Consider the following 12,395-nt stretch of genomic DNA (forward strand, 5'->3'; position numbering starts at 1 on the left):
TCCTAATTCGGTTTATGCGGCCTGCAGTTGCAGGCTGCCTTCAAGGAAGTTCAGTGCGGATGCCGCCGGCAGCGGACGGCTGTAGTAGTAGCCTTGCATCTCGTCGCAGCGCCAGCCACTCAGCATGGCGCGCTGCACTTCGCTCTCGACGCCTTCGGCGATCACCGTCATGCCCAGCGCATGGCCAAGGCTGATGGTGGCCTGCACAATCGCGCTCTGCTCGCTGACCGCATGCATATTGCGCACGAACGACTGGTCGATTTTCAGCTTGTGGATCGGGAAGCGCGACAGGTAGGCCAGGCTGGAATAGCCGGTGCCGAAATCGTCGATGGCCAGCTTGAGGCCCAGGGCGCGCAGGCGGTGCAGCAAGGCGATCGCGCTTTCGGCGCCTTCCATCATCACGCTCTCGGTGATTTCCAGCTCCAGGCAGGCCGGATCGACGTGGGTGGTGGCCAGCAGGTCTTCCAGGTGCGCCAGGAAGCCCGGCGCGGCAAACTGGCGCGGCGAGATATTCACCGCCACCGCCACGGGCTGGCCGGTTTCCGCCTGCCACACGCTGATCTGGCGCACGGCTTCCTCCAGCACCCAGTTGCCGATCGAGACGATCAGGCCGGATTCCTCGGCCAGCGGGATGAACTCCGCCGGCGAAATCAGCTTGCCGTGACGGCGCCAGCGCACCAGCGCCTCGAAGCCGATCAAGCTGCCTTCGCCCAGGGATTGCTGCGGTTGATAGTGCAGTTCCAGTTCGTCGCGTTCCACCGCATGGCGCAGCAGCGCTTCCATGTCCAGGCGTTCGCCTGCCTCCGCATTGAGTTGTTGCGAATAGATCTCCAGCCGGTCGCCGCCGGCCTTGCGCGCCGCCTGCAGCGCGGCGTCGGCGTTGCGCAGCAGGACGTCCGGATTGGCGCCGTGCTGCGGATAGTTGACCGCGCCCAGGCTCAGGGTGGTGTAGATTTCGTGGCCTTCGCAATCGTAGGGATTGCGCACTTCGTCACGCAGCACCGACAGCGCCTCGGCAAACGCCAGATCGCTGCAATCGGTGCGGAACAGGATGGCGAAGTTGGCGCCGTCCAGGCGGAACACTTCGCCGCCGTGACGTTCGGCGGCGCCGCGGATGCGCGCCGCCAGGCCGATCATGACGCGGTCGCCGAAAGCGTGGCCAAAGCCACCGATAATGCGCGAGAAGCGGTCGATGGTCCCCAGCACCACCACATGCGGCAGCGCCGGCAGCGACGCCAGGCGCGCCTCGAAGCTGCGGCGGTGAGCCAGGCCGGTCAGCGGGTCGTGGCGCGCCTGGTGGCTCAGTTCATCCTCGACCCGCACCCGGGCCCGGACGTGGTACAGCATGAACAGGCAGGTCACCAGCGCCAGCACGTCGAACACGTGCACCAGGCCGGTGATCCAGCCGATGGCGCGGTTGGCCATGGAGCCGTTGTCGTAGATGGCGTCTTCCACGCCCTGCTGCAGGCCGTCGACCCGCAGGCGCAGCTGCTTGACTTCCTCATTCATCCTGATCAGCACCGCCCGAGCGGCGGCAGGGTTGACTCCGACCTCGCGCTCGAACTCCGGCGTCAGCGCGATAATGCGCTGGTAGGCTGCGCGCAGTGCGCCCAGCTCCGGGCCATCGCCCAGGCTGGGACGCAGTTGCTCCAGTGTGGCCTCGAGTTCGCTGCGGCCCATGCTTTCCAAAAATTGGAAGCGGTCCGGCGTGATCGAGTCCGTAAACCGTTTATCCAGCGCCAGCTGGTAGCGCAGCAAGGCGCTTTCAAAATCGCCCAGGTAACGCATCTGCGGGATGGTGCGGTTCAGCAGCGGCGTTTCGTTGTGGCGGATATTGTGCGCGGTGCGCTCCATGAAGATCGACAGCGTGACGCTGGCGACGATCACCAGCAGCAGTAACATATAAATAAGACGACGCGAACTGCTGATGGTGTGTTTCATGGTGGGTTACTCCTCGGCGTGGGTCGGGAAGCTGCCGCTGGCCTGGTTCAGGCAACGCAGCAATTCGTTTGCTTCAAAAGGCTTGCTCAAAAAGCAGGAGGCGCCACCTTGCAAGGCACGCTTGCACAGGGTTGCTTCCGGGAAGGCGGTCATCAGGATCAGCGGCAGCCGATTGCCGCCAGCGCGCAGCTGCTCGAGCAGCTCGATGCCGCTCATGCCGGGCATCTGCAGGTCGGTGATCACGCAGTGATAGTCACCCAGGGCGCCGGAGGCCAACAGGGCCAGCGCGGAATCGTAGGCACTGGCGGCGTAGCCGTAGGAACGCAGCAGGCTACGCAGGCCTACACGCACCGCTTCGTCGTCATCGACGATAGCGATATTGCAAAATTGTGGATCCGGATCTGACACTGGTGACTCCCATGTTCGGACGGCGGCTCGCGGCCGTCCAGCGCATGGGAGAACAATACCGTTCAACGGGCATTGAGAAAATTATACAAGGGTATAGGTGGGCTAAACCTTGGCCAGGCCCAGCGCCTCGGCCATGCGCACCAGATCGGCGAAGGTCTTGGCCTGCATCTTGCGCATGGCGTTGCCGCGATGGATTTTGACCGTGATCTCGCTGGTGCCCACTTCGCCGGCGATCTGCTTGTTCATCAGCCCGCGCGCGGCCAGCGCCATGATTTCGCGCTCGCGCGGGGTCAGCGTCGCATAGCGCGCGGTCAGGCCGTTGCTGGCCTGGTCGCGCAGGCGCCGCTGCTGGTCGGCCGCCAGCGCCGTGTGGATGGCGTCCAGCAGGTCCTGGTCGCGGAACGGCTTGGCCAGGAAATCCACCGCGCCGGCCTTCATGGCGCGCACGGACATCGGAATATCGCCATGGCCGGTCATGAAAATGATGGGCAGCGCGACGCCGTCGCGATTCAGCTCCGCCTGGAAATCGAGGCCGCTCAGGCCTTGCAGACGCACGTCCAGCAGCAGGCAGCTGGTCAGGTCGCGCCTTGGCTCGGCCAGGAAGGCGGCCACCGATGGAAAGGCCGCCACCTGCATGCCGACCGAGCGCAAAAGGCTGGAAATGGCGTCGCGCAGCTGCGCCTCGTCGTCGACGATGTAGACCAGGGCGTCGGAATAATCAATCTGGTTCATGGACAGGCAAGGTGAAAAGAATGGTGGCGCCGGTCACGGGGCTGTCCGGCGCAGGCTCGCGGACCCAGATCCGGCCGCCGTGGGTTTCAATAATGGAGCGGCAGATCGGCAGTCCCATGCCCATGCCGTCTTCCTTGGTGCTGTAGAAAGCCTCGAACAGGCGTGGCACGGCGCTGGCCGGGATGCCCGGGCCGGAGTCGCTGACGCTGACCTGCAGGGCGCCGTCAGCGTTGCGCTGCGTCTGCACCGTCAGCACCGCCTGGCCCGGCGCGCACGTCCCCATGGCCTGGATGGCGTTCATCAGCAGGTTGATGAACACCTGCTGCAGCTGCACGCGGTCGCCGTGCACCGGCGCCAGGCCCGGCGCCAGGCCCAGCATCAGCGCCACGTGGTGGTTATTCAGTTCGCGCCGCACCATGTCCACGCTCTCCTCCACCACCGCATTCAGGTCCAGTCCAGTATAGGTCGGGTCACTGCGCCGCGCCAGTGCGCGAATGCGCTTGATCACGCCGGTGGCGCGGGCGCTCGACTCCAGGATGCTGGTGACGGTGGCCCGCGCCTCGTCCAGCTCCGGCTTGGGGCGATTGAGCCAGCGCAAACAGGCCTCGCCGTTGGTCGATATCGCCGCCAGCGGCTGATTGACCTCGTGCGCGATGGAGGCCGCCAGTTCGCCCAGCATGGTGACGCGGGTGGCGTGCGCCAGCTGCACCTGCGAGCGGTGCAGCGCCTGTTCGGCCAGCACCGCCGCCGTGACGTCGGTCAGCGCGCCGAGGTACTCGCAGTCGCCGTCCTTGTTGTAGCGCGGGCGCGACAGCACATGCACATATTTGAGCTCCCCGTCCGGCAACAGCAGCCGGTGGCGGATGTCGATGTCGCCCTCGCAGCGCAGCGACTGGTCGATCGCCGCCTGCACGATATGGCGGTCTTCCGGCGCGGTGTGGGCCAGCACCCGCGCCATGGTCGGCTCGACGTCGAGCGGATAGCCGTAGATGCGGGCCGCCTCGTCGGACCAGAACATGGCGCCGCTGGGGGCCTTGAAACTGAAGCTGCCGGTCTTGCTGATGCGCTGCGTGCCGGCCAGGAAGGCCTCGCTGCGGCGCAGCGCGTCCTCGCGCGCCAGCAGCTCATTGGTGGCGGCCTGGCCGCGCAGCACCAGCACTGCGGTGACCACGATCGCCAGCAGTCCGACCAGCAACCGCCCCGAGGCGGCGGCGGAAAATACTTCGCTGTGCGTCACCGCATACGACAGCACCGTCAGCACCAGGCAGGCGGCGCTGGCCAGCATTACGCCACGGCGGGCCCAGATGCCGGCCGACAGCAATACCACCACCACGTACATCACGGCGATGGCCATATCCAGCGGTGACAACGTGTCAATCGCGAAGATCAGCAGCATCAGCAAAATCAACAACGCAGACATCCATGGAGAACGCGGTACCCGAAACATGCCTGTCCTTTTTGGTTATATTGGCAATCTCCCGGATTATAGTGCGGTTTCGGCGACTTGCATCCTATACTCCCGTATACGGTGATGTTTGCCCTCCCTATTCCGAGGTATAGTGTCGGCCGCGCCGCAATCCGCTACTCTTGGTACATTAAATCTGCGGGAGACAGACCGTGAAGTTGTATGAAACCCTGGCCGCCGATATCGCCCGCCAGATCGCGCAGGGGGTGATCCGCGAGGGCGAAAAAATCCCCTCCGTGCGCCAGACCAGCCAACACCACAATCTGAGCGTCTCGACCGTGATCCGCGCCTTCCTGCTGCTGGAAAGCCAGGGCGTGATCGAAAGCCGGCCGCAGTCGGGATACTTTGTGCGCCGCAAACCGGCGGTGCAGGCCAGCACCGCCGGCGACACGGCCGCGCCGACCGGGCCGGCTGACATGGCGCGCGGCGAAACGCTGGACACCAGCGAATTCGTGCTCACCACTTTGCGTTCGATCAATCAGGGCAGCGTGCCACTGGGGTCGCCCTATCCCGATCCGGCCAGCTTTCCATGGGCGCGGCTGAATCAACACGCCAACAGCCTGGCGCGCCGTGCCGGCCAGATGGGCATGACAGCCGACCTGCCGCCGGGGAATCCGGAGCTGATCCGCCAGATCGCCCGCCGCCACCTGGAAAACGGCCTGCCGGTGGACGCCGGCGAAATCATCATCACCACCGGCGCCACCGAGGCGCTCAACCTGTGCCTGCAAGCAGTGGCGCCGCCCGGCAGCGTGATCGCGGTAGAGTCGCCCACCTATTACGCGCTGCTGCAGGCGATCGAGCGCATGCGCATGCAGGTGGTGGAGATCCCCACCGACCCGGTGGCCGGCATCGACCTCGCAGCGCTGGAGCGCGCGATTGACGAGCGCGGCGTGGCGGCCTGCATGGTCATGCCCAACTTCCAGAACCCGCAGGGCTACCAGATGAGCGATGAGCGCAAGCGCGCCATGGTGGAGATGCTGACACGGCACGACGTGCCGGTGATCGAAAACGACGTCTATCACGAGCTGTATTACGGCGACGTCCATCCGACCTCGCTGAAGAACTACGACACGCGCGGCCTGGTCCTGCACTGCAACTCCTTCTCCAAGACGCTCAGTCCCGCCAGCCGCATTGGCTGGACGCTGCCCGGCCGCTATCGCGCGCCAGTGGAGAAGCTCAAATTCCTCAACACGCTCAACACCCCCGCCCTGCCCCAGCTGGCGATTGCCGAGTACCTGAAGAATGACGGCTACGACTATCACCTGCGCAAGCTGCGCAAGGCCTACGCGCAAAACGCCAGCATCATGGCGGCGGCGGTGCGGCGCTTCTTCCCGCGCGGGACGTTCGTGTCGACGCCGATGGGCGGATACCTGCTGTGGGTGAACCTGCCGGACGGCATACAGGCGCTGGAACTGTATGCCCGGGCGCAGGAGCGCGGTATCAGCATCGGCGCCGGCAACATCTTCGCCACCGGCGACGCCTTCCAGCACTGCATCCGCCTCAACTACAGCTATCCGTGGACGGCAGAAGTGGAGGCCGCCGTGCGCACGCTCGGCCTTCTGGCCACCGACCTGGCCAACTGTGCTCCTCGCAAAAGGGCGAATCTGTAGCCGTTGCCCTGCCGGTGGCGCGCTTATTCTGACAGCGTGTCAAACTACCGGGTCCAGCCGCCATGAAAACCGCTCGCATCAAAGTCGCCACTCTCCTGATGACCGGCTTCGGGCTGATTTGCCTGTTTCTTGCCGCCGTCATTGCATTGGCCCTGGTGGAACAGGCCAAGCTGAATGACGCCGCCGCCACCATGGCCGACGACCGCTGGCCGAAAATCGAGCTGGCGACCGACGTGCGCCTGCGCGTGACCGATATCGCGGTCTCGCTGCGCAACCTGATGCTGACCACCGATGCCGCCGTGCGCACCCGCCAGGTTGACAGCATCGAGGGCTATCGGCGCGATGCCGACAGCAAGATCGCCGAACTGGACAGGCGCGTGGTGACGCCCGCCGGCCGCGCGGCGCTGGACAAAGTGCGCAGCGCCTATCAGGATTACGTCGCGGGCCAGCAAAAGCTGATCGCACTAGTGCAGGCCGGTCGCGACGACGAGGCGCGCAATTACCTGAACACGCGCGTCAAGCCGATGCTGCAGGCCTGCCGCGACACGCTGGCGGCGCAGATCGGCAACGAAGTGTCATTGATGCGCGCCGCGCGAGAACGCGCGGCGGAGGCCTATGCCGCCACACGCCTCAAGATGCTGGCGCTGGGCGCGGCGGCGATGCTGATTTCAGTAGGGGTGGCGGCGGCCATCATCGGCCGCCTGCGGCGCGACCTGGGCGGCGAGCCGGGTCAGGCGGCGCGCACCGCCGCCGGCATCGCCGATGGCGACCTGACGCGCGCCATCGCGCTACGCCACGGCGACCGCAGCAGCATACTGTACGAAATGGAGCATATGCGGGACAACCTCAGCCAGCTGGTGGCGCAAGTGCGCGCCGACACCGGGATGATCGCCGCCGCCTCCAGCCAGATCGCCAGCGGCAACCTCGATCTGTCGGCCCGCACCGAGCAGCAGGCTTCCAGTCTCCAGGAGACCGCCGCCGCCATGGAGGAACTGACCACCACCGTGCAGCAGAACGCCGACCATGCGGCGCGCGCCAACACGCTGGCGTCGCACGCCTCCTCGGTGGCCGGCAAGGGCGGCCAGGCGGTGGCCGCCGTCACGCAACGCATGGAAGCGATACGCGGTTCCGCCGCGCAGATGGCGGACATCATCGGCCTGATTGACGGCATCGCCTTCCAGACCAACATCCTGGCGCTCAACGCCGCCGTGGAGGCGGCGCGCGCCGGCGAGGCTGGACGCGGCTTTGCCGTGGTGGCGGGAGAAGTACGGCAACTGGCGCACCGCTCGTCCGAAGCGGCGCGCGACATCGGCAACTTGATCAAGGCGGCGGTGCAGCAGGTCGGCGCCGGCGACCAGCAGGTGCGCGAAGCCGCAGGCGCGATGCAGGACATCGTCGACAGCGTCGCCAACGTCGAACAGATCATGGCGCAGATCAAACATGCCAGCAGCGAGCAGCACGCCGGGATCCTGGCCTGCAGCCAGGCGGTGATGCAGATGGACCATGGCACGCAGCAGAACGCCGCGCTGGTGGAACAAGTCGCGGCGGCCGCGCATGCGCTGCAAGAACAGTCGGTGCAGCTGGAGCACGCCGTTTCGCGCTTCAAGATCGCCCCTGGCGATGACCGGCCGCGGCGCGCGCCGCTTATGCAGTCATTGCAGCGCATGCAGCGCGTGCCGACTTCCGCAGTGCGATCATGACCGGCCCCGCCGGCAAGCCGTCCGCGCTGCGCGCTGTCGTCATCGACGGCTGCCCCGCCGACCTGGAAGCCACCGTCGCGCAATGCCGCGCCGCTGGCGTCATCGTCAACGGCTGGTCCGACTGCGGCGCCGGCGCACTGGAACTGATTGAATCCCTGCCGGCTCCGCCCGACCTGGTCATCACGGAACTCGACCTGCCCGACATGGACGGCGCCGACCTGCTGCAGGCGCTCTCGATGCTGGAACCGGGCCTGCCGGTGGTGCTGGTCAGCCGCCACAGCGCGCGCCTGCACGACGCCGCGCTGACCTTGGCCGCCGCGCTCGGACTGGAAGCGCTGGGCGCCCTGAACAAGCCACTGGCAGCACAAGCACTGCAAGACCTGACCCGCGGCTGCGCAAACGCCGCCGCCCGCGCGGCCGCGCTGCGGGTGTTGCCGCCGCGCTGCGACGCCGACGCGCCCCGGCCCGACGCCGGCGAACTGCTTGGCGCCGTCCGCCAGCAGCAGTTCGACCTGTATTACCAGCCCAAGACCGCATTGCATGACGGCGTGCTGCGCGGCGTCGAAGCCTTGCTGCGTTGGCGCCATCCGCATCACGGCCTGCTGTCGCCGGCCTGCTTCCTGCCACAGGCGGAAGCGGCCAGCCTGGTCGACATCCTCACCGTGGAAGTAGTCCGGATGGCGCTGCGCGACTGGCGCCACTGGCATGCCGAAGGCCTGTCGCTGCCAATTTCGATCAACCTGTCGCCGCTGTCGCTGGCCGACCCGCACCTTGCGGAACAACTGATCAAGGCCGTCAACGACGCCGGCGTGCCGCCGCGCGCCATCACCTTCGAGATTATCGAGCACGAAGAAATCGCCGACCTGGCGACCGCGCTGCGCATCCTCATCAAGCTGCGCATGCACGGCTTCGGCCTGGCGCTGGACGATTACGGCGCCGGTTACGCCTCACTGTTGCAGCTGTCACGCTTTCCGTTCACCGAGCTGAAACTGGACCGCTGTCTGGTGCACAACGCCAGCAGGCGCCCGCACATGCACGCGTTGCTGCGCCACGCCATCGCCACCGCGCGCGCGATCGGCGTCACCAGCGTGGCGGAAGGCATCGAACGGGAACAGGATCGGCTGCTGTTGCGCGAACTGGGATGCGACCTGGCGCAGGGTTACCTGATCGCCAGGCCGATGCCGGCCGCTGCGCTGCCGCTGTGGCGCGGCAAATCAGCTGCGGCAGGCAAAGTTGCAGGGACGGGTGCGGTGATCCAGCTGCGACCGTAGGGACTGGCTCGCGGCCGGTGTTCACTAGGAGATGTTATAGCGATCGCACGGTTCCATTTGATCCGGCACTTGTTCGCCGCACTGCTCCAGCAGCGAGCGTTCGATATTGCGCGTCATGGCGTTCAGCGCCAGGCAGTTGGGATCGGTGCCGAACGGCTCCGAAATCTCCTGCGCGATCGCTTCCAGCGCAAACAGCGTGTAGGCCACGAACACGCATACCAGCGGCGTCGCCATGCCCAGGTCCGCCACCAGCCCAAACGGCAGCATGAAGCAGTACAGATACACGGTCCGGTGCACCAGCACGCCGTAGGCGAACGGAATCGGCGTATTCGAGATGCGCTCGCAACCGCCGACGGCGGCCGCCAACTCGCTGACCTGGGCGTCCAGTAGCCACAGCAGCGGTTCGCCCTCGCCGCGTTTGCGGCCGGCGCGCGACAGCATCAGGCGGATGCGGTCCAGCAGCGCCACCGGAATATAATGCATGCCACTCAATTCCTGGCACTCCTGCGGCGAAAGATAGCGCGCCAGGTCTGCCCCGGGATCGGTCTTGCGCAGCTGGTGCGTGAGTGCGTAGACGAAGGCGATCAGGCGCTGCACGAACAGCTTGCGCTCGAAGCCATCGCCGTCCTGCGGCAGGTAGTTGACCACTTGCGACGTAAGTGCCCGCGCCGCGATCAGGATGCGGCCCCAGATCTGGCGCGCTTCGACATAGCGCGCATAGGCGGCATTGTTGCGGAACGCCAGGAAGATCGCCAGGCTAACGCCGATCAGCGGGAAAGGCACGGTATCGAGCGGCATCTTGCCGCCCATGATGTGGCCATGGGTGATGACCGCCACCCCGCTGATGGCCAGGATGATCAGCAGCTGCGGCACGATGGATTTGAGTACGGAGCCATCCCAGATGAACAGCATCCGCAACCAGTTGGCTGGCGGACGGATGATCATGATGCCGCCGCTGCCGTCAACAAGACCGGAATCGATTTGGAGGTCGGCGTGCCGGCCCCATCGGCCACGCTGGCCAGCGGCACCAGCGGATTGGTCTCCGGGTAGTAGGCGCCGATGCAGCCGCGCGGGATATCGTAGGCCACCAGCATAAAGCCAGCGGCGCGGCGCTCGATGCCGTCGTCCCACACGCTCTGCACATCCACCCAGTCGCCGGCCTTCATGCCCAGCATGTCGATGTCGGCCTGGTTGATGAAGATCACCCGGCGCATGCCGAACACACCCCGATAGCGGTCATCCATTGCATAGATGGTGGTGTTGTACTGGTCGTGCGAGCGGGTGGTCATCATCACCATCAACTTTTCGCCGTGCCTGGCGCGCGCGCGGTGGATCGGCGTGTCCAGTTCAATCCCGTGTGTCACGAATTGCGCCTTGCCGCTGGTGGTATGCCATTCGCGCTCGCGCGAAGCCACCTTGAGGTGGAAGCCGCCCGGCCTGGCCACGCGCGCGTTGTAGTCGTAAAAATCGTCGAACACTTTTTCGATATCGTCGCGGATCAGCGCATAGTCGTTGCGGTAGGCCTTCCACTTCAGCTGATAGCGCTCGCCCAGCGTGGCCTGCGCCATGCGCGAGACGATGGCGATTTCCGACAGCAGGTCCGGCGCCGCCGGCTTGTTCAGGCCAAACGAAATGTGCACCATGCTCATCGAGTCTTCCACCGTCACGCCTTGCGGCACGCCATTCTGCGCATCGATCTCGGTACGGCCCAGCGTCGGCAGGATCAGCGCCTTGCGGCCGTGGATCAAATGGCTGCGATTGAGCTTGGTGGCCACATGCGCCGTCAACGCGCACGATTGCAGCGCCTTGAAGGTCAGCGGCGTGTCCGGCGTGGCCATGGCGAAGTTGCCGCCCAGGCCCACGAACACCTTGACCTTCCCCTCCGCCATGGCGCCGATGGTGGCCACCACGTCCAGCCCATGCTGGCGCGGCGGCACGAAGCCGAATACGCGTTCCATGCGGTCGAGGAAGGCGGTGGTTGGCTGTTCCTCGATGCCCACGGTGCGGTCGCCCTGCACATTGGAGTGGCCGCGCACCGGGCACAGACCGGCGCCCTGGCGGCCGATATTGCCGCGCATGAGCATCAGGTTGGACAGCATCTGGATCGTCGCCACCGAATTTTTATGCTGGGTCAGGCCCATGCCCCAGGTGGCGATCACGCGTTCGCCGCGCGCGTAGATCTCCGCCAGCTGGTCAATCTGCTCGCGCGACACGCCGGATTCCGCCACCAGCAGCGGCCATTTTTCGGCGCGCAGATCACGCGCAAATTCCTGGAAGCCGGTGGTGTGCTGGGCGATGAAATCGAGATCAATCAGGCGCTTCGTGCCGATCAATACCGCCCGGTCGTCCAGTTCCAGCAGACGCTTGGCCAGGGCCTTGATCAGCGCCAGGTCACCGCTCAGCTTGGGCTGCACGAACAGCGAGCTGATCGGCGTGCTGGACATGGTCAGCATCTCCAGCGGATGCTGCGGACTGGTAAACCGCTCCAGCCCACGCTCGCGCAGCGGATTGATGGAGACGATGGTGGCGCCGCGCCTGGCGCATTCGCGCAATTCGCCCAGCATGCGCGGGTGATTGGTGGCCGGATTCTGGCCGAAGATCAGCAGCGTGTCGGCGTGTTCGAAATCGTCCAGCGTCACTGTCCCCTTGCCAATGCCGACGGTGCCGGGCAAGCCGCGGCTGGTGGCCTCGTGACACATATTGGAGCAGTCCGGGAAGTTGTTGGTGCCGAAGGCGCGCACAAACAGCTGGTACAGAAAGGCCGCCTCGTTACTGGCGCGGCCGGAGGTATAAAACGCTGCCTGGTTGGGGTCATCCAGCGCATTCAGTTCGTCGGCGATCAGGCGGAAGGCATCGTCCCACGCAATCGGCGCGTACTTGTCGCTGGCCGGGTCGTAAACCATGGGATGCGTCAGGCGGCCATGCTGTTCCAGCTCATAATCCGATTGCTGCAGCAGTTCGGCAACCGTATGCGCGGCAAAGAAATCCGGCGTCACGCGCTTGCTGGTCGATTCCGCCGCCACCGCCTTGACGCCGTTCTCGCAGAATTCAAAGGTGGAAGAATGCTCACGGTCCGGCCATGCGCAACCGGGGCAATCAAAGCCATCCGGCTGGTTCTGCGCGAACAGCGACTTGTAATTGACGCCGCTCACGCGCTCCTTGATCAGGTTTATCGCCACATACTTCAACGCGCCCCAGCCGGCGGCGGCGTGCTGATAGGGTGCGATGTGTCCCGTTTTTTCTTCTTGCTCGGCCATGATGAATGCTC

The 12,395-nt window shown here is 65.6% G+C and carries 9 protein-coding genes; 3 read left to right on the forward strand and 6 right to left on the reverse strand.

Translation table 11 applies throughout. From position 1 onward, the window contains the following. Nucleotides 1-12: 12 nt before the first annotated feature. From GTP55_RS20305 to GTP55_RS20320, 4 genes are all read right to left on the reverse strand, one after another. Nucleotides 13-1,941 carry a putative bifunctional diguanylate cyclase/phosphodiesterase gene (locus tag GTP55_RS20305; protein ID WP_161046671.1) on the reverse strand — a complete coding sequence of 643 codons (1,929 nt, stop codon included), beginning with the start codon at nt 1,939-1,941 and terminating at the stop codon, nt 13-15. Nucleotides 1,942-1,947: 6 nt separating this feature from the next. After that, nucleotides 1,948-2,349 carry a response regulator transcription factor gene (locus tag GTP55_RS20310; protein WP_161046672.1) on the reverse strand — a complete coding sequence of 134 codons (402 nt, stop codon included), beginning with the start codon at nt 2,347-2,349 and terminating at the stop codon, nt 1,948-1,950. A 102-nt stretch (nt 2,350-2,451) separates the two neighbouring features. Then, complete coding sequence (locus tag GTP55_RS20315; protein WP_161046673.1) at nt 2,452-3,081, reverse strand: response regulator transcription factor; 630 nt, start codon at nt 3,079-3,081, stop codon at nt 2,452-2,454. Next, on the reverse strand, nt 3,068-4,477 hold the full coding sequence (locus GTP55_RS20320) for a sensor histidine kinase (protein ID WP_161046674.1): 1,410 nt from the start codon (nt 4,475-4,477) through the stop codon (nt 3,068-3,070). Before GTP55_RS20320 ends, GTP55_RS20315 begins: the two co-directional genes overlap by 14 nt. A gap of 221 nt (nt 4,478-4,698) precedes the next feature. Here GTP55_RS20320 and GTP55_RS20325 point away from each other — a divergent pair, with 221 nt between their 5' ends. From GTP55_RS20325 to GTP55_RS20335, 3 genes are all read left to right on the forward strand, one after another. After that, nucleotides 4,699-6,156, forward strand: a complete 1,458-nt coding sequence (locus GTP55_RS20325) for an aminotransferase-like domain-containing protein (RefSeq protein ID WP_161046675.1) — start codon at nt 4,699-4,701, stop codon at nt 6,154-6,156. 62 nt (nt 6,157-6,218) lie between these two features. Then, on the forward strand, nt 6,219-7,856 hold the full coding sequence (locus GTP55_RS20330) for a methyl-accepting chemotaxis protein (protein WP_161046676.1): 1,638 nt from the start codon (nt 6,219-6,221) through the stop codon (nt 7,854-7,856). Beyond that, entirely contained in the window at nt 7,853-9,127 is a 1,275-nt protein-coding gene (locus tag GTP55_RS20335) for an EAL domain-containing response regulator (protein WP_161046677.1), read from the forward strand. The genes GTP55_RS20330 and GTP55_RS20335 overlap by 4 nt, the downstream gene beginning before the upstream one ends. A gap of 24 nt (nt 9,128-9,151) precedes the next feature. Here the strand turns inward: GTP55_RS20335 and GTP55_RS20340 are convergent, their stop codons facing one another. Both GTP55_RS20340 and GTP55_RS20345 read right to left on the reverse strand, forming a co-directional pair. Next, nucleotides 9,152-10,072: a bestrophin family protein gene (locus GTP55_RS20340; protein ID WP_161046678.1), complete on the reverse strand. Its 921-nt coding sequence runs from the start codon at nt 10,070-10,072 to the stop codon at nt 9,152-9,154. After that, nucleotides 10,069-12,384: an FdhF/YdeP family oxidoreductase gene (locus GTP55_RS20345; RefSeq protein ID WP_161046679.1), complete on the reverse strand. Its 2,316-nt coding sequence runs from the start codon at nt 12,382-12,384 to the stop codon at nt 10,069-10,071. The genes GTP55_RS20340 and GTP55_RS20345 overlap by 4 nt, the downstream gene beginning before the upstream one ends. Nucleotides 12,385-12,395 lie beyond the last annotated feature (11 nt).

The sequence above is a fragment of the Duganella margarita genome (assembly GCF_009857535.1).
GTDB lineage: Bacteria > Pseudomonadota > Gammaproteobacteria > Burkholderiales > Burkholderiaceae_D > Rugamonas > Rugamonas margarita.

Bases quoted from the DNA above. Each gene is read 5' to 3' on its own strand.
- GTP55_RS20305 (WP_161046671.1), bottom strand. From the start codon at position 1,941: ATGAAACACACCATCAGCAGTTCGCGTCGTCTTATTTATATGTTACTG.
- GTP55_RS20315 (WP_161046673.1), bottom strand. From the start codon at position 3,081: ATGAACCAGATTGATTATTCCGACGCCCTGGTCTACATCGTCGACGAC.
- GTP55_RS20320 (WP_161046674.1), bottom strand. From the start codon at position 4,477: ATGCTGCTGATCTTCGCGATTGACACGTTGTCACCGCTGGATATGGCC.
- GTP55_RS20330 (WP_161046676.1), top strand. From the start codon at position 6,219: ATGAAAACCGCTCGCATCAAAGTCGCCACTCTCCTGATGACCGGCTTC.
- GTP55_RS20335 (WP_161046677.1), top strand. From the start codon at position 7,853: ATGACCGGCCCCGCCGGCAAGCCGTCCGCGCTGCGCGCTGTCGTCATC.
- GTP55_RS20340 (WP_161046678.1), bottom strand. From the start codon at position 10,072: ATGATCATCCGTCCGCCAGCCAACTGGTTGCGGATGCTGTTCATCTGG.
- GTP55_RS20345 (WP_161046679.1), bottom strand. From the start codon at position 12,384: ATGGCCGAGCAAGAAGAAAAAACGGGACACATCGCACCCTATCAGCAC.